The sequence below is a fragment of the Nocardia cyriacigeorgica GUH-2 genome, assembly GCF_000284035.1.
GTDB classification, from domain to species: Bacteria; Actinomycetota; Actinomycetes; order Mycobacteriales; family Mycobacteriaceae; genus Nocardia; species Nocardia cyriacigeorgica_B.
The window spans coordinates 270,403-287,067 of record NC_016887.1 but is presented as its reverse complement, the minus strand read 5'-3'; the positions used below and the strand labels follow the sequence as shown (position 1 = coordinate 287,067).

At 67.9% G+C, this 16,665-nt stretch carries 17 protein-coding genes, 1 tRNA gene and 1 other RNA gene; 8 read left to right on the top strand and 11 right to left on the bottom strand.

Going from position 1 to position 16,665, the window contains the following annotated elements; all coding sequences use genetic code 11:
- Positions 1 to 110: 110 nt before the first annotated feature.
- From NOCYR_RS01300 to NOCYR_RS01290, 3 genes are all read right to left on the bottom strand, one after another.
- Positions 111 to 818, bottom strand: a complete 708-nt coding sequence (locus NOCYR_RS01300; protein WP_014348550.1) for a hypothetical protein — start codon at positions 816 to 818, stop codon at positions 111 to 113.
- A gap of 142 nt (positions 819 to 960) precedes the next feature.
- Positions 961 to 1,521 carry a dihydrofolate reductase family protein gene (locus tag NOCYR_RS01295; protein WP_014348549.1) on the bottom strand — a complete coding sequence of 187 codons (561 nt, stop codon included), beginning with the start codon at positions 1,519 to 1,521 and terminating at the stop codon, positions 961 to 963.
- An 80-nt stretch (positions 1,522 to 1,601) separates the two neighbouring features.
- Entirely contained in the window at positions 1,602 to 2,174 is a 573-nt protein-coding gene (locus NOCYR_RS01290; protein ID WP_014348548.1) for an HhH-GPD-type base excision DNA repair protein, read from the bottom strand.
- Between the two features lie 197 nt (positions 2,175 to 2,371).
- Here NOCYR_RS01290 and NOCYR_RS01285 point away from each other — a divergent pair, with 197 nt between their 5' ends.
- Positions 2,372 to 3,178, top strand: a complete 807-nt coding sequence (locus NOCYR_RS01285; protein ID WP_014348547.1) for a methyltransferase domain-containing protein — start codon at positions 2,372 to 2,374, stop codon at positions 3,176 to 3,178.
- 263 nt (positions 3,179 to 3,441) lie between these two features.
- On the opposite strand, the gene NOCYR_RS01280 is transcribed toward NOCYR_RS01285, so the two are convergent.
- Both NOCYR_RS01280 and ffs read right to left on the bottom strand, forming a co-directional pair.
- On the bottom strand, positions 3,442 to 4,731 hold the full coding sequence (locus NOCYR_RS01280; protein WP_014348546.1) for an aminotransferase class I/II-fold pyridoxal phosphate-dependent enzyme: 1,290 nt from the start codon (positions 4,729 to 4,731) through the stop codon (positions 3,442 to 3,444).
- Positions 4,732 to 4,838: 107 nt separating this feature from the next.
- An RNA gene (gene ffs / locus NOCYR_RS28055) (signal recognition particle sRNA small type) lies at positions 4,839 to 4,933 on the bottom strand.
- Positions 4,934 to 5,053: 120 nt separating this feature from the next.
- On the opposite strand from ffs, the gene NOCYR_RS01275 reads away from it, so the two are divergent.
- From NOCYR_RS01275 to secD, 3 genes are all read left to right on the top strand, one after another.
- Positions 5,054 to 6,016, top strand: a complete 963-nt coding sequence (locus tag NOCYR_RS01275) for a hypothetical protein (RefSeq protein WP_014348545.1) — start codon at positions 5,054 to 5,056, stop codon at positions 6,014 to 6,016.
- Positions 6,017 to 6,103: 87 nt separating this feature from the next.
- Positions 6,104 to 6,188: transfer RNA gene (locus NOCYR_RS01270), tRNA-Ser, on the top strand.
- 116 nt (positions 6,189 to 6,304) lie between these two features.
- On the top strand, positions 6,305 to 7,195 hold the full coding sequence (gene secD / locus NOCYR_RS01265; protein ID WP_048832562.1) for a preprotein translocase subunit SecD: 891 nt from the start codon (positions 6,305 to 6,307) through the stop codon (positions 7,193 to 7,195).
- On the opposite strand, the gene NOCYR_RS01260 is transcribed toward secD, so the two are convergent.
- Positions 7,192 to 7,974: a Mut7-C RNAse domain-containing protein gene (locus NOCYR_RS01260; protein WP_014348543.1), complete on the bottom strand. Its 783-nt coding sequence runs from the start codon at positions 7,972 to 7,974 to the stop codon at positions 7,192 to 7,194. The genes secD and NOCYR_RS01260 overlap by 4 nt on opposite strands.
- A gap of 10 nt (positions 7,975 to 7,984) precedes the next feature.
- Positions 7,985 to 8,701 (bottom strand): hypothetical protein, encoded by a 717-nt coding sequence (locus NOCYR_RS01255; RefSeq protein ID WP_014348542.1) that lies wholly within the window; start codon positions 8,699 to 8,701, stop codon positions 7,985 to 7,987.
- A gap of 213 nt (positions 8,702 to 8,914) precedes the next feature.
- Between NOCYR_RS01255 and NOCYR_RS01250 the strand changes: the two genes are divergently transcribed.
- Positions 8,915 to 9,619: a hypothetical protein gene (locus NOCYR_RS01250; RefSeq protein WP_014348541.1), complete on the top strand. Its 705-nt coding sequence runs from the start codon at positions 8,915 to 8,917 to the stop codon at positions 9,617 to 9,619.
- A gap of 5 nt (positions 9,620 to 9,624) precedes the next feature.
- Here NOCYR_RS01250 and NOCYR_RS01245 read toward each other — a convergent pair whose 3' ends face one another.
- A complete protein-coding gene (locus tag NOCYR_RS01245) occupies positions 9,625 to 10,614 on the bottom strand; it encodes a phosphatase PAP2 family protein (RefSeq protein WP_014348540.1) in 990 nt (329 codons plus the stop codon).
- Positions 10,615 to 10,792: 178 nt separating this feature from the next.
- Between NOCYR_RS01245 and NOCYR_RS01240 the strand changes: the two genes are divergently transcribed.
- On the top strand, positions 10,793 to 11,149 hold the full coding sequence (locus tag NOCYR_RS01240) for a hypothetical protein (RefSeq protein WP_228781417.1): 357 nt from the start codon (positions 10,793 to 10,795) through the stop codon (positions 11,147 to 11,149).
- A gap of 10 nt (positions 11,150 to 11,159) precedes the next feature.
- On the opposite strand, the gene NOCYR_RS01235 is transcribed toward NOCYR_RS01240, so the two are convergent.
- Complete coding sequence (locus NOCYR_RS01235; protein WP_014348538.1) at positions 11,160 to 11,936, bottom strand: SDR family oxidoreductase; 777 nt, start codon at positions 11,934 to 11,936, stop codon at positions 11,160 to 11,162.
- A gap of 186 nt (positions 11,937 to 12,122) precedes the next feature.
- Between NOCYR_RS01235 and NOCYR_RS01230 the strand changes: the two genes are divergently transcribed.
- Positions 12,123 to 12,575: a hypothetical protein gene (locus NOCYR_RS01230; protein WP_014348537.1), complete on the top strand. Its 453-nt coding sequence runs from the start codon at positions 12,123 to 12,125 to the stop codon at positions 12,573 to 12,575.
- Here NOCYR_RS01230 and NOCYR_RS27835 read toward each other — a convergent pair whose 3' ends face one another.
- Positions 12,576 to 14,216 (bottom strand): WS/DGAT domain-containing protein, encoded by a 1,641-nt coding sequence (locus NOCYR_RS27835; RefSeq protein ID WP_014348536.1) that lies wholly within the window; start codon positions 14,214 to 14,216, stop codon positions 12,576 to 12,578.
- 127 nt (positions 14,217 to 14,343) lie between these two features.
- On the opposite strand from NOCYR_RS27835, the gene NOCYR_RS01220 reads away from it, so the two are divergent.
- Positions 14,344 to 15,963, top strand: a complete 1,620-nt coding sequence (locus NOCYR_RS01220) for a cytochrome b (protein WP_228781416.1) — start codon at positions 14,344 to 14,346, stop codon at positions 15,961 to 15,963.
- Between the two features lie 67 nt (positions 15,964 to 16,030).
- Here the strand turns inward: NOCYR_RS01220 and NOCYR_RS01215 are convergent, their stop codons facing one another.
- Positions 16,031 to 16,243, bottom strand: coding sequence for a DUF397 domain-containing protein (locus tag NOCYR_RS01215; RefSeq protein ID WP_048832558.1), 213 nt, complete (start codon positions 16,241 to 16,243; stop codon positions 16,031 to 16,033).
- Positions 16,244 to 16,665 lie beyond the last annotated feature (422 nt).

Here is a 16,665-nt window from a genome sequence, read left to right as displayed (position 1 = left end):
GGCCGGACAGGCCGCCCGATCGCCCGAACACACGGCCCATTCGATCACCGACCGGACCGCCCGGCCGGTCACTGTGGATCGGACGGGCACGGTGAATGGTTCGCCCGGCCCTACTTCGCGGGCCCCGGGAACGGCGAATTGATCGTGGCGAAATACTGAATTGCCGCACCGATCGCCACCGGCGCCGTCACCAGCAATTGGCCCGCCACCGTGCCCAGGGCGCCGACGGCCAGCACTCCGCCGATGCAGCCCACCGCGGCCGCGGGGATGAACGGCCCGAACAGGCCGATGATGGTGGCCGAGGCGACCGTGGCACCGGCGATTCCGCCGAGCACGCAGCCCGCGGCCGCGCCACCGAGACCGCCGATCAGGGTGCCGATCGTGGCGCCCATCGCGATGGTGCTCGTCAGGCGAGTCCAGGCGTCCTTTTCCCGGTCGTATTCGGATTTGAACGGCGCCTTGTCTTCGAACGGCAGCGCGACGGGTTTGTACACCGCGTGCGCGAGATCGAATTGCGGTGTCAACCTTGCGGTGCGACCGGATATCTCTGCGGCGATCGGGAATTCGAACTCGTCGACCCGGAAACGCAGCGGTGTTCCGGCGAGCACCGTGCCATCCGGCGCCTTCACCTTGAAGGTATCGTCCTCGACCACCAGCGATCCGGCATCGGTGGTGATGATCGACTGCGCATCCCTGGCCTGCGCGACGAAACCAACGGCGTCGGTTCTCTTTTCCGGCGCCGCACCCGATGTTCCGGCAGCCACGCCGGTCGCGACGGTCACCAATGCCGCGATAACGGCCAGCTTCCTGATCCTCATGAAAACGCAATCCCTCATCTCACCGACAACTTCCGAGGAACAGCATCGGCGCAAATGAGTGCATCGCCGAGGTTAAAATCCGGCGAGATTTCAAAGCCGCGAGCCGCCCACGCCTGGGTGGCTCGATGGATTGCTCGCGCGGTCAGGCCGGCGCGTACGTCGACAAGGCCACGCCGTTACGAAAACTCTTGGACTCCAGCAATTTCAGTTTCGGAATCTGATATCCATCGGGAAAGAGCCTGCGGCCGCCGCCCTGCACGCTCGGGTAGCAGAACAACCGGTACTCATCCACCAGACCGGCGCCGATCAAGGTATGGCAGAGGGTGATGCTGCCGGTCACGACGATCTCGTCTCCCGGCTGCTCCTTGAGCGCCCGCGCCTCCGTCGCCGCATCGCCGGACAGGATCGTGGAGTTCTGCCACTGCGGATCGGTCATCGTGGACGACACCACGTACTTCTGGATCGCGTTCAGCGAGTCCGTGATGCCGGTGGTGTCGTCGGTCTGCTCCGGCCAGTAGCCACGGAAATCCTCGAACGTCCGCCTGCCGAGCAGCAGTGCCCCCGACCGACTGTTCTGTCGGTGCATCTCGTCCAGCAGGTCGGCGCTGTCGGCCTCCCCCGCCCCCTGCGCATCGAACCAATCCCCCAGCATTTCGATGGAACCGTCCACCGTGATGTTCTGCGTGATCACCAGCGACCGCACGGCACAACCTCCTCGGGTTCGTCCTCTTCTTGTGCAGACGAACCCACGCCCGCCGATTCATCGCTGACGGTTCCGGCGGTTCAGCTCTTCTTGGCGGCGGCCTTCATCTGCTTTTTGAAGGCGCGGACCTCCAGCAACGACTCCGCGTCGACGATGTCGGCGGCCGACCGGCGCGAGCCCGGCTCCGCGTAGGCGCCTGCGGCGTCCTCCCAGCCCTTCGGGCGGACGCCGAGCTGCTTGCCGAGCAGGGCGAGGAAGATGCGGGCCTTCTGGTCGCCGTAACCGGGCAGGTCCTTGAGGCGGCGCAGTACTTCCTTGCCGTCCGGATCGCCCTGGGTCCAGATGGCCTCGACGTCGCCGTTGTAGTGCTCGATGATGTAGCGCGCGAGGTCCTGGGTGCGGCGGGCCATCGAGCGGCCGTAGCGGTGGATGGCGGGCGGGGTCGCGCACAGTTCCTCGAACTCGGCGGTGTCGGCCTCGGCGATGCGGTGGATATCGAGCCCGCCCATCCGGTCGGCGATCTTCTTCGGGCCGCGGAAGGCGTGTTCGAGCGGGTACTGCTGGTCCAGCAACATGCCGATCACCAGGGCCAGCGAGCTCTCCGACAGCAGCTCGTCCGCCTCCGGTTCCTGCGCGAGAGTCAACTTGGCCATGCTGCGCTCCTCCTAGCGGTCCGGACGTTCCCCGATCATCCCACTTCGGCGACGTCGTCCGCACCGGCGGGACGAAGCCGCGCATGCTACTCGCCGGTAGTGACTCCGATCACACGGGGTCGTATCTTCCCACGTAGGCTCGGCGCATGCCACAAACGGCGATACCCACATCCGCAACACCCACGATGGATGCACCAATGAACAGCTTCGGGTTACGTCCCGACCGCTTCGACTCGGCGGGCCAGGAACAATTGATCGACGTGCGCGACCTGCAGGCCGCGCTGCCCGGATTGTCGAGATTGCGCGACTGGGCGCATCAGGCGCTCGCACTGCGTCCCGGGGAGACCGCCGTCGACATCGGCTCCGGCACCGGTTCGGAGGTCATCACCTTCGCCGAGGCCGTCGGACCCACCGGCACCGCGCTCGGCGTCGAGCCCGACCCGCACCTGCTGGCCGCGGCCGAACGCAATGCCGCCCAGCTCGGCTCGCGGGCGAAATTCCACTCTGGCGACGCCTACGGCATTCCCTTCGGCGCCGACACCTTCGACGCGGTGCTGTGCGAACGCGTCTTCCAGCACCTCACCGCCCCCGACCGCGCCGCTCGCGAGATCGCGCGGGTGGTCAAACCTGGTGGCCGGGTCGTGGTCGTGGACGCCGATTGGGGCACCGCCCTCGTGCATCCGGGCGATCACCGGGTGGTGCGCGGCGTCATCGACACCCTCATCTCCGCGACCACCAACCCGTTCTCCGGCCGCCGCCTACCCGGCCAGCTGACCAAGGCCGGGCTGCTGGTCGACGATATCGGCTCGCACGCCCTGGTTCAGGAACGTTCGGCCGGCGCGGGCGCGCTGGTCTCGCGGATCTCGGCGATGGCGGTGGCGCGCGGTTCGATCACCGAGGCCGAGCGCGAGCAGCTGCTGGCCGACCTCGCCGCGGGTGCGGCCAGTGGCGATATCCACCTGTCGGTGACGATGTTCGCGGTGCTCGCCCACAAGCCCGCCTGATCCGATCGAGACGACGAACCCGCGGCGCGAAATTGCGCCGCGGGTTCATTACGTCGAAGACACCCCAACCGGTATCGCTCTCGCGCGGCCCAGCCTGGTTTCCAGGCTTGATCGGTTGCCGAGTCGCCCACGCCGTGCGGCCGAGCCAAGATCGCCGGGCCCGGCCCCGAGCTGCGGACGGCGATGCGGCAGTGGCCGTTTGCGGCCGGCCGAGATCGGGCAGCCCGTCCCGTCGCCGAACCGGGACCGGCCGACGATCCGGCCTACTTACCCAGCAGCTTCTCGGTGGCCGCCAGCAGCACGCAGGTGGCCAGCCCGTCCATCGCCTTGCCCAGCTCGTCCAGCGACGGGAAGCTGGGCGCGATCCGAATGTTCTTGTCCTCCGGGTCTTTCCGGTACGGGAAGGCCGAACCGGCGGCGGTCAGCGCGATGCCGGCGTCCTTGGCCAGGCTGATCACCCGGGCCGCGGTGCCCTCCATGACATCGAGGCTGATGAAGTACCCGCCCTTGGGCTCGGTCCAGGACGCCACCTTCGACGGGCCCAGCCGGTCTTCGAGGATCTTCAGCACCAGCGCGAACTTCGGTTCGAGCAGCGCCCGATGCTTCTGCATGTGTGCGCGCACGCCGGCGGCGTCGGTGAAGAAACGCAGGTGACGCAGCTGGTTGATCTTGTCCGGGCCGATGCTCTTCTTGCCCGCGTGGCTGAGGTACCAGTCCAGGTTGGCGGTGGAGGCGCCGATGAAGCTCACGCCCGCGCCGGCGAAGGTGATCTTGGAGGTGGAGGCGAACACCAAGGGGCGGTTCGGGTTTCCGGCCTCGGCCGCCATGCCCAGCACATCGAGCACCGGCGCGGCGGTGTCGGTGAGCGGGTGCACCGCGTAGGCGTTGTCCCAGAACAGGCGGTAGTCGGGGGCGGCGGCGGGCATCGAAACCAGTTCGCGCACCACGTCTTCGGAGAAGACCACGCCGGTGGGGTTGGAGTAGTTCGGCACCGCCCACAGGCCCTTGATCTGCGGGTCCTCGGCCAGCAGCGCGGCGATGGCCTGGGTGTCGGGGCCGTTGTGGCGCATCGGGATCGGGATCATCTCGAAACCGAGACCCTCGGTGATCGCGAAATGCCGGTCGTAGCCGGGGCTGGGGCACAGGAACTTCACCGTCGGCTCGTCGGCCCAGCGGCGCGGCGAATCCGGGGTGCCGTACAGGGTGGCGAAGGTGATGACGTCGTGCATCAGCTCGAGGCTGGCGTTGTTGCCCGCGAGCAGATTCGAGACCGGGATGCCGAGCAGCTCACCGAAGATGGCGCGCAGCTCGGGCAGGCCGTGCAGGCCGCCGTAGTTGCGGCAGTCGGTGCCGGTGCCGTCGCGGAAATCGCCATCGCCGGGCAGCGCGAGCAGCGCGGCGGACAGATCGAGTTGTTCCGGCGAGGGTTTACCCCTGGTCAGGTCCAGCGTGAGCTTCTCGGTCTTGAGCGTCGCGTAATTCGCGGTCTGGGTCTCGTGTTCGGACACGAGCTCCTCGTGGCTCATCAAACCGATCTGCGTTTGCCGGGGCATCCTGGGCAGCCTTTCCAAGCAGCGTGGGGGTAGTGGGAACGGGGGCCGATCACTCGGCACACCCCGGTCAACGTTACCCGGCGATTGCTGCGAATTGGGGGCAATAAAAAAGGGGACCCCGCGCACCCGGCAGAGCCCGTTGACCCTTGCTGCCTTCCGGCCCTGGGGGAGTTCACAGGATGCGCGCCGCGCGGGATCCGTCGGCCAGTGTAGCGGTCCCGGGCGGGCCGTGCAGACAGGGGGCGGCGCGCGACAAGATCGCTGGCTACGATCCTTGGGAATACCGGAGGGGCTTTGCCCTCACGCACGAGGGGATCGACAGATGACCAACCAGAATCCGCCCGACGGCGGCGGCCCGGAACCGCAGTGGTGGGAGACCCCGAACACCGGTCCGGCGGCCGATCCGTCCAGGTCGGATCCGACGATCCTGCGCTCGGACCTGAATCAGCCGGTGGCCGATCCGACCATCCTGCGTTCGGATCTGAACCCGCCCGGTGATCCGTACGGCAGCGGCGCCAACCCTTACGCAGGCACCCCCTACCCCGGCGCGAATCCGTATCCGAGCGCCGCCAACCCCTATCCGTCCGGCCAGCAGCAGTGGGCGCCCGGCCAGCCGGTGCCGCCGGCCGGCTTCATGCCACCGCCGCCGCGGTCGAGCAACAAGACTCCGTGGATCATCGGCGGATCGATCGCCGCGGTGGTGCTGCTGGTGGTCATCGGCGGTGTGATCGCCATCGCCTCGAGCGTGTCCGACTCCGGCGACAAGCCCTGGGAAGGCGCCTACGCCTTCAAGGAGGGCAACGCCTGCGAACTGGTCGACCTGAGCGTGCTCGAGCAGTGGGCGGTCAACCGCGAGGAGACCACGCACAAAGAGGACGGCCCGATGGACAGCATCGGCGGCGGCGACCTCAGCTGCCGGGCCAAGAACACCAACCCCGGCGAGGACGGCGGCGACGCGTCGCTGTCGCTCGAGGTCGCCTTCGACACCAAGTACCAGGACGAACCCCGCTTCGACATGTGGAAGCAGTTCGACACCGGAACCACCGGCACCGGCTACGACCACGGCACGGTGAGCGGGATCGGCGAGCGCGGCTACTACGCCACCCAGGAGCACACCTACAACTACATTCCCAGCACCCTCGATCACATCGTCGCCGTCAACGACAGCAATATCTCGGTCAAGGTCGAGATCAGCGTCTCGTCGATGGGCAGTTTCGACCGCGACGGCATCGACGCCGCTGCCCGCGCACAGGTCAAGAAGGTGCTCGACGCCCTGCGTAAATAGCCGCCGCCACGCCGCGCACCAGCGCGGATGAGCGCCGCGACCGGCCCGTTTGGCATCGGCCGGGGTCCAGCCGGTATGCTGCACCACGGAGGATTCGCCTAGTGGCCTATGGCGCTCGCCTGGAACGCGGGTTGGGTTAACGCCCTCAGGGGTTCAAATCCCCTATCCTCCGCCGCAGATAACCGGCCCGGATGCGATCAGCAACCGGGCCGGTTTTCGTTTGCGGTGGGCCCGGCCGGGCTCCGTCGATTACCCTCGGACGGACACAGCCGAGATCGGGGGGTTCCGATGAGCAACACGTGGGTGCGGTCCGGACGGATTCGGGCCGCGGTAACGCTGATCTGCGGCGTGGCCCTGATCACCGGATGCGATACCGCCGGTCAGGCCATACCCGAGCCGACCACGACGCCCGCCTCGACGACCCAAGCGCCGCCGGGCATCCCCGTGGTCCTCACCGCACGTACCGCAGACGGCACACCGCCCACACCGGAAACCATGAGCGCGGCCAAGCAGATCATTCAATGGCGTGCCGACGGTATGGGGTTGAGCGGCACGACGGTCACGATCAAGGACGACACGCTGGTGATCACCGTCCCCGACGACGACGGCGCGGCCGCTCGCAGACTCGCGCAGACCGGCGAGCTCACCGTCCGCCCGGTGCTCACCGCGGCACCCCCGACCGGCAAGGGTCCGGCCGCCCCCGACGCGACCGCGGCCAGAATCTCCAGGCAGAGCAGCGATCCCGCGGTACAGCAACAGGCCATCGCCGAACTCGACTGCGCCGCAACCGATCCGCTGCGCGGCGCCGACGATCCGGCGCTACCGCTGGTCACCTGCGCCGCCGACGGCTCCGAAGTGCTGCTGCTCGGCCCCTCGGTGCTCGACAATCGCGCGATCTCCGATGCGCGCGCCCATCTCGATCCCCAGTCGACCCGCCATGTGGTCGACGTGACGTTCACCGCCGAAGCCGCCGACCGGTTCGAGGCCCTCACCACCGAGAACGTGAACCGACGCATCGCTTTCGTGGTCGACACCGTGGTGGTCAGCGCGCCGATGGTCGTCTCACCGACGTCGGCCGGACAGACCCAGATCGCCGGGAACTTCACCGCCGAATCGGCCGGGGAGCTGGCCAACTCGCTGCGCTTCGGCAAGCTTCCGGTGCCGTTCGCCGAACGCTAGGTGACGTCGCGGGACGCGGCCCGCGTGCGTGCCTGCACACCGGCGCGGATGCGGGCGATCAGGTCATCGAGCCGACGCTGATGAGCGCCCGCCCAGTAGACGCGCCCACAGCCGCGACACTGCCGGAAGGTGTCGTAATAGCGCAGGGTCAGCGGTTGCAGCCGATCAGCCACTTCGCTCTTGTCGACCTCGGCCAGCAGGCCGCCGCAACGCACGCAGCGGGTGAGCGGGGCCAGCCGGTCGGCGAGGTCGAGCCGGGTGATGACCTCGACGATCTGGTCCTCCGGGCGATCCGCGCGCACGAAAACCCCGTGGGTGACGATGCGGCGCGCAAGCAGGCCGCGGTCGCGGGTGAGCAGGATGCGGTGTTCGGCAGCCGAGATGCGCGCCAGCTCGGCGTCGTCGGCGGCGAACTCGCAGCGGATGTCCAGGCCCATCAACCGCATCAGCCGGGCCAGGCCGCCGAGGTTGACGTCGACCAGGAAACGCGGGTCACGCAACGGCCGCGGTCGCACCCGGGTGAGCGCGCCGATATCGAGGGTCTCGAACACCGGATACACCGCGAGCCGGTCACCCGGACGCGGACGATGCCCGAAATCCACCGATTCGCCGTTGACCAGCAGCAGGTCGATCTCGGTATGCGGTACCCCCGCCGCCTCCACCACGTCCTTGACCGTCTGATGCGGGCGCACCGGCCGCCACAGCATCCGATACCGCGACTGCGGCGGCAGGAAATCGTTCAGCTCGGCGTAGACGCGCAGTTCGACACCGCCGGTCATGGCCGCACTGTCAGGCGGCCAGCCGCTGCTCGTAGTCCTCGGCCAGGGCACGCAGCGCCGTCGCGCCGTCGCCGACGAAGCTCGAACCGTGCATGATCGCCAACGTGGTCGGCTGGAGTTCGGCGAGCCGGTACAGCGCGGCGGGGACGGCTGGTCCGAGCGAGGTCGCGTGGAAGACGTCCTCAGCGACTGCGGCGGGTTCGACCAGATCGGCGGCCGTCACGGCCGGACCCTTGCCGAGCTGACTCATCAGATCACCGCAGAACAGCACCCCGGTGGTCTGCTCGTAGAGCACCCGCGCCTCCCAGTTGTGCGGGGCGTGCGGGGTGTCGAAATGCTGAATGCGGCGGCCGCCGATATCGAGCACCTCGCCGTCGGCCATCCGGCGCGGCGGCCGGTCGGCCAGATCGTCGAGGGAGACCAGGCAGCCCAGCTCACCGTGCGCGACCTGGGCGTGCGGTGCGGCCGCGAGGAACAGATTCATCGCGCCGCACTCGTCGGCCTCGACGTGACCGAAGGTGATCCAGCGCAGCTGCTCGACCGGCCTGATCCGCTCGATCTGCGCGGAGACCAGCGGGAACAGCGCCCGCATGCCGCAGTGGAACAGCAATGGTTCCTCGGCGTCGACGAAGAACTGATTGAAGGTGAACCCGGCGGGTCCGACCTCGGGAATGAATGTCGAGATGCGGTAGATGCCGTCAGCGATCTCGTCGGTGTGGGTATCCATGTCGAATCCCCTGGTAGTACCGGTCCCCCACTACAAAACGCGCGCGTCGAACACCGGTTCCGGAGTCTACTCGCGAACATCCGGCACCGGAATGGCCGCGCGCGGCGGCCCCCTTCCTGAAGACGCGTTCAGCTTGCTTCAGGCTGGCTTCAGCCGCGGCTGCGAGGGTTACCGCCAGCTTCGAATCAGCAGCCGCACTGGAGGTTTCGCCCGATGTTCTTGCGCAAGATCGCTGCCGTGTCCACCCTGGCCGTCGCAGCCACCGTTCTCACGGTCGGACCGGCCGGTGCGGACCCGCACACCCCGGCAGCGGTGAACTACACCGCCACCACCACGCCGTCCAACACCGTCATCAGCATCGATTCGGGTTCGCTGAGCGCCGACGGCGGGCTCTTCGCGATCAAGGCGCCCGACGGCACCGTGCTCGCCGGCACGCCGCTCGAGTTCCGGGTCGACGATTTCCTCTTCCCGATCGCCGCCGAGATCAACGGCCGCACCGCCACCCTGACGCCCCGCTTCGATCTCGAGCACGCCGTCTACCAGCCGGTGGCGCTGCCGTTCGAGGACCAGGCGCGGTGGGCGACACCGTATGACCGCGAGGTGGCGGCGTTCACCCGGTTGAAGGACACCATCGCCACGGGCGCCTCGATCGGCACCATGGTAGGCGGGATCGGCGGCGGCATCGTCGGCTGTGTGCTCGGCGGTATCGCGGGAGCCACGGTGGCGGCGGCGTCGATCGTCGGCATGTTCGGGCCGTTCATCCCGGCCGCGGCCGTCGGCTGCCTCGGCGGCATCCTCGCCATCGGCGCACTGGGCACTCTCGCCGGTCAGATCCTGGTGACCGCGCCGGTGGCCATCGCAGCGCTGGTCCAGTACTTCACCACGATCAATCAGCCGTTCACCCCGCGCACGAAGTAGACGGTTCAGCCCTCGCGCACGCCGTCGGTGGTCGATTCCGGTTCGACCGCCGGCGGCGTGCGTGGTTCATCCGGAGGTGGCGGCCTGCGCCGCTCCCAGGCCCGCGCGAGCAGGATCGTCACCCCGACGTAGGCCCAGCCGAGCAGCACATCGATGGTGTAGTGCTCACCGCCGTAGATCAGCGTGAATGCCATCGCCGGCGGATACAACGCCAGGATCACCCGGAACCACTTGGGCGCGAACGGCCACAGCGCCACCGTCACCATCAGCGAGAACGCGGCATGCAGCGAGGGCAGCGCGGCGACCAGATTGCCTTGTGCTTCCAGCCAATCGGCACTGGTGTCGAAGGAGACCATGCCGAAGCCGAAACCGCTGACCCGGCCGACATCCTCGGGAATCACCCCCTCCCGCGAGGCGTACCAGGGCGGCGCCGCGGGCACCAGGATGTAGGTGAGCAGGCCCAGATACGACAGCAGCACGATGCGGCGCATGTATTTCGACCAGCGGCCGCGCGACTGCACATAGAAGATGGCGGCCACCAGCCACGGGACGATGAAATGGCTGGTGTAGACGATGCCGGTGAGGATCGACCACCACGGCCGTTCATCGCCGGTCATCAGGTGCTGCTGCAGCCACACCGTGGGGATGGTGCCGCCGAACAGCCAGCTCTCCGCCGAGACGAGCTCCTCCACGCGCACCGGCATCCCGAGTTTGTCGGCGATGCCGCGGGTGTGGTCGTAGACCACCAGTGCCGCGATCAACGGCACCCAGTCGATCAGGATTCGCAGGTGCTCACGCCACGGCCGATAGGGGTTGAAGGCCGCGATGCCGACCATGATCCAGGCGGCCTGATAGATGCGATCGGTGGGTATGCCGAACACGACACTGACGACGGCCAGGGCCGCCAGGTACCCCGCCCAGACCCCGCTACGAAACAGTCGCCGCGCCGGTCGCTGCTGCTGCGTGACCGGAGCGTCCGCCGTTGGCACGCCCATCTACCCAGTTTCCATGCACGACGCGGTTACTCGGTCCACATCCGGCAGAAGTCTGTTTCGTGACACGCGAGTAAACTCGTTTGCTGATGTGTTGCTGATTTCGGCATTAGCGATTACGGTCGTGCCCGACGGGAGCAGCACGACTCCCAGGCCGTTCGCATGGGACCGGGAGATTTCGATGGGGAACACGACCAGTAGCTGCCACCTCACCCCCGCCGGACGCGGTCGCATGATCGCGCCCGACACCGCCGCCGGCGATTTGCTGGCCACCAAACAGTTCACCGTCGACGGCGCCGCGGTCCGCGTGATGATCGGGCGACCGGAGCCGTACGCCACCGGCCACGGCTGGCGCTGCCGGATCCGCGTCGAGCGCGGCACCTCCCGACTGGAACAGTCGCAGGTGGTGGCGCCCGATGAGACGTCGGTGGTGCGGCTGGCGCTGGAACTGGTCACCTCCCGGCTCGGGGTGAGCGAAACCCAGTTCTTCGAAGGGGCCACCGTCGGCCCGGGCGCCGCCGAGGCCACCGCCCGCTGAGCGAGCCGGCTCACCTGGCGCGCTCGGCGAGGCCGGTGCGCGCGGCGAGGAATTCGGCCCAGGTGCGGGTGCCGACATCGCAGCCGGAGACGAGGTTGTCGCCGGCCCGGTAGGCGCGGCCCATCGCCCCGGGCACCCGAATCGGCACCAGCAGACGTCGTTTACCGGTGGCACGCAGGTATTGGCGGGTGAGATCGGAGAGCTCGAGCACCTCGGGCCCGACCAGATCGCGCACCAGCCCGGCGGGTTCGGCAAGGGTGAGCTCGACCAAGCGTCGCGCGACCTCGGCGGTCTCCACCGGCTGGGCCCGCAGACCGCCGGGCGCGGGAATCACCGGCGATTTCGCCAGCGCGCGCACGACGCCGAACAGCAGATCGTGGAATTGGGCCGCCCGCAACGTCGTCCACGGGACGCCGGACCCGGTCACGAACTGCTCGGCGGCCGCTTTCTGCCGGTAATAGCGGACCGGCAGCGATTCCGGTGCGGTGACCGAGATGTAGACGACGTGCCGTACACCGGCGCGGGCGGCGGCAGCCATCAGGGTGCGGGTGGTTTCGGCGTCGGTCTTGGCGTCGCCGGCCAGGTGCAGGATGGTGTCGACGCCGTCGACCGCGGCGTCGATGCCCCGGTTCTTCAGCAGGTCGCCGCTGACGTAGTCGATGCCGTCGCGGGTGCCGGGTTCGCGGCGGCTCAGAATCCGGAACGGCACATTCGCCTGGCGCAGCAGCGGCGTCACCTGACGTCCAAGGGTGCCGGTACCACCGGTGAGCAAGATATTCGAGGGCATCGCCGTCTCCGTTCCCGTCCCGTCACCGAGCGGACATCCCCGGTGATCAGCAGTTTTTCGCTCTCACCCTGGAGACGAGCGCGGACCGTGGAATGTGACGGCCTGGACGAATAGTGACCATCGTCACACCCCAGGTGCGAAGATCTCCCTAGGAAGTTCGCACCCATCGCGAGGGAAGTGGCGGCCATGCGCACCACATTCGAGTTCGATCTACCGACCGCGGCGACTCCCGACCAGGTGGTCGAGCTACTGACCGATTTCTCGCCGCGGCGGCCGGACCGCTGGCCCGCGTTGTCGGCCAAGACCTATGCGGTCTACAGCGTCGGCGAGACCAGTGCCGAGGTCCGCGAGGGTCAGGACTTCCCGCCGATCGACGCCACCTGGCACTACGACTGGTCCGAGCCCGGCACGGTGACGATGACGGTGGTCCGCAGCGACGACCTCGCCGTCGGCAGCTATCACACGGTGATCGTCCGGCCGGGCGCCGACGGCGGTAGCACCGTGCACGGCATCTGGGACAACACCTCGATCAGCGCTTCGGCGTGGTTCGGCGTGCTGGTCATGCGGGCGATGGGCCGCCGGTTCTTCACCACCTACTACCGGCGGGTCTTCGATCAGCTGGCGGCGGGCAAGATCTGATCACCCGGCGGCCGGGCCGGAATCCGGTTCGCGGACGCGCGTACTCACCTCGTCCAAGGCCGCGCGGAGCAGATCGGCATAGCAGTCCAGGTCGGGGATCGTCGCGGGGTCGGCGTGTACCGAGATGGTGACGGTGTCGCCGAGTCCGTGCACGCCGTGGGTGAGGTGCATGACGGCGCCGAGCGCGGGGAATCCCGCGGTGAACAGGACGGGAGCGTCGCCGAAGGTCAGGTCGGCCGGGCCGCGGTAGACGCTGGAGACGACGGTGTGGCCGGCGAGTGCGTCCGGGATCGTATCGATCGGATAGCGGTCGACGTCACGACGCAGGATCGGCGCCGGCAGCGAGGCGGTGACGCGATCCTGCACCGACAGCAACGGATGAACCGCACGGGTGCGGCGCGCGGCCAGCTCGGCGGCGATCCGCTCGGCCCGGCGGCGCGGATCCGGCTCGTCCGCGAACAAGTCGACGCCGAGGCTGCGGTAGTTGTTGCGCGGCTGCGCCAGCGCGCCTACTGCGGTGACCGCCCGGCGCACGAGGCCCACATCGCGCAGAAGGGCGGGGTGCGGCAGCGCCATCGGCACTTGCGCACCCAGCCGGTCCAGCAGCGCTGCGTGGCGTTCCAGATACCGCTCCAGCGCGATCGACACGGCGGTCAGCGCCAGCACGGTCACACTGAAACCCGGCGCGCGCAACTGTTCCGCCTGGCACACGATCATCCGCAGGCGATGACCGCCGACCTCGCCCGGACCGTTCAGCAGGCTCGGTGCGAAACCACCGCCTGCCTCGGGCAGCTCACCGGCTTCGGTCAACTTCGCCAGCTCACGTTGGGCGCGAAACGCGCTGATACCGCCGGCCACGGTGCGCGCCATGCGGACCGGGATAGCGGCGACCGCAGAACCGAGACGGACTGCCTCGGCGGCGGTGCGGAACAGTTCGGTCGCGGTCGATACGGCCCGCGGTCTCCGCGCCGAGCCCGCAGCGCCTACTGGGGCGCCACTGCTGTTGCCGCATGCTCCGGCCACGGACTTCGCGACACCCACAGACGGCCGTGTTCGGGCCGTTTCAGGGGAATCACCAGCCGTCCGACTCGCACCCGCGAGTTCATCCGGTCCGGCGGCGACCGTTGTGTCCGGTACGGCCGGCCACGGGCTGAACAGAGCGCGCGCCAGGTCGGCCGCGCGCTTCCCGTCGGCCAGCGCGTGCGACATCTGCAACACGGCGACGGTGACACGGTCCGGCGCCGCGGATAGAGCGCCCTCCCCCGCCGACGACAGCGGCGCACCGGCGATGCCACGAAACACATGCAGCCGCCACGGCCGCTCGGCGGCGTCGACGCCCGTCGCGAGCACTTCGCCCAGCGCGTGCTCCAGATGCGTCCAATCGGCTTGCGGGAGGCGATGTTCGACGAACTGGCTCGGGTCGAAGGCGCATGGCACCCAGGTCGGATAACTCAGGTCGCGCGGGGCCGGGCGCAGGCGCAGGCAGAGGTCGGGGATGGTGGCGCTGCGGTGGGCGATGGTCGCGCGTAGCTGATCGGTGCTCAGCTCGGTTTCGGCGAAGCAGTACAGCAGGAACAGGTCGTTGCGGGTGCGGCGGGACAGCCAGTACATCGTCGCGTCCTGCGGCTCGACCTTGCTCATGCGGCGACGATAACGACCTGGCGGCGAGACGGCGGAGCTGGGCGGAAAACCATCGACTCGGCACCGGAAGCGGTGCTACCGTCTGTAGTAGAACCCATTCCACTCTCCTCAGGGTCGGGTGTCGATGATGGCTGCACTAGAACGCACATTGAGTTCGCAGGCCAACGCGGTCGACGATCGATATCGCGCCGCGGCATTCGTGAAGCGCTCGATCAACAAGGTCTTCCCCACCCACTGGTCGTTCCTGCTGGGTGAGATCGCGCTCTACTCGTTCATCATCCTGCTGCTGTCGGGTGTGTACCTGACCTTGTATTTCGATCCCTCGATGAGCCACGTGATCTACGACGGCGCCTATCAACCGCTGCGCGGTGTGGGCATGTCGCGGGCCTACGAGACGGCGCTGAACATCTCCTTCGAGGTGCGCGGCGGCCTGTTCGTCCGGCAGGTGCATCACTGGGCGGCGCTGCTGTTCGCGGCCTCGATCATCGTGCATCTTCTGCGCATCTTCTTCACCGGCGCATTCCGCAAACCGCGTGAAGCGAACTGGGTGATCGGCTCACTGCTGCTGATCATGGCCATGTTCGAGGGCTTCTTCGGCTACTCGCTGCCCGACGACCTGCTCTCCGGCACCGGCCTGCGGGCCGCGTTCTCCGGCATCACCATCGGGTTGCCGGTCATCGGCACCTGGCTGCACTGGCTGATGTTCGGCGGCGACTTCCCCGGCGACATCATCATCCCGCGCCTCTACATCGCCCATGTGCTGCTGTTCCCCGGCATCATGCTGGCCTTGATCGCCGCCCATATCGCGATCGTCTGGTACCAGAAGCACACCCAGTTCCCCGGCCCGGGCCGCACCGAGAACAACGTGGTGGGCGCCCGCATCGTGCCGGTGTTCGCCGCCGACCAGGGCGCGTTCTTCGCCTTCACCCTCGGCGTCGTCGGCCTGATGGGCGGGCTGCTCCAGATCAACCCGATCTGGAATATCGGCCCCTACAACCCCTCGCAGGTGTCGGCCGGTTCGCAGCCGGACTTCTACATGATGTGGACCGACGGCCTGGCCCGGCTCATGCCGCCATGGGAGCTGTATCTGGGCCGCTACACCGTGCCCGCGGTGACCTGGGTGGCGCTGACCATGGGCCTGGTGTTCGTGCTGCTGATCGCCTATCCGTGGATCGAGAAACGACTCACCGGCGACCGGGCCGCACACCACAACCTGCTGCAACGCCCGCGCGACGTCCCGGTGCGCACCGCCATCGGCGCCATGGCCATCACGTTCTACGTGATCCTGACGCTGGCCTGCGTCAACGACATCATCGCCTACAAGTTCAACATCTCGCTCAACGCGACCACCTGGGCCGGCCGCATCGGATTGCTGCTCGGCCCGCCGATCGCCTACTTCCTGGCCTACCGGTTCTGCCTGGGCCTGCAACGCAGCGACCGCGCGGTGCTCGAGCACGGCATCGAGACCGGCGTGATCAAGCGGCTGCCGCACGGTGAGTACATCGAGGTGCACCAACCGCTCGGCCCGGTGGATCCGCACGGGCATCCGGTGCCGCTGGAGTACCAGGGCGCCCCGGTGCCCAAGAAGATGAACAAGCTTGGCCTGGCCGGCAAACCCGGCACCGGCAGTTTGCTGCGCGCCGATCCGCGCGAGGAATCCGAGCGCAATCTGGCGATCGAAGAGGAAGAGGAGCACCGGCAGCTCGCGGTGCTGCGCAAGCAGCAAGACCTCGAGTCCGGGCACTGACACTGCGAAGGCCCCGAGTCCGAATCGACCCGGGGCCCGTGATGCTGTGTGCGGCTGCTGCCCGGCGTTACTGCCTGCGCTCGAACCGGCCACCGGCCAGGCCGGTTAGGAATGCGTCCCACTCGCCGGGGGCGAAGGCCAGCACCGGTCCGTTCCCGCTGTCCTTGGTGTCCCGGACCGCCACGTTGCCGTCGACGAGATGCGCGACTTCCACGCAGTTCCCGTCCGGGCCACTGTGCCGGCTCTTACGCCACACAGCGCCCGTCAAATCAACCTCCACGGCACCGACTCCTTTGCTGCGTCACGATATTTTGTTCTGACTTCTGACTTGCTCCGATCAACCGGCATCCGACACCGAACGACGAACGCCGTGGTGCGCCTGGTGATAGCGCGCAACTTCCCCTGTACGCCTGTCTGCACTCGCATTTCCGAGAACGCACGGGCGGCGAGGCGAAAACACCCACGTGGGCGGGCCTCGCGCAGTGAACCCTAGCAGGTTCTTCCATAGTTTGCCGGTCTCTTGCCCACTACCACAACACTTTTGCCAAGCTTGCGAAGTTTTGTCGTTGCGGAAACATTGCCAGCGCGTGGCTTTCTTTCTGAGACGGTTTCGGTGGTTGAAGTATTCATCGGATGTGATTGGACTGTGATCGGTCATAAATGCGCGCCGGGATACACCGCGTGAGCACAACGCCGGATCCG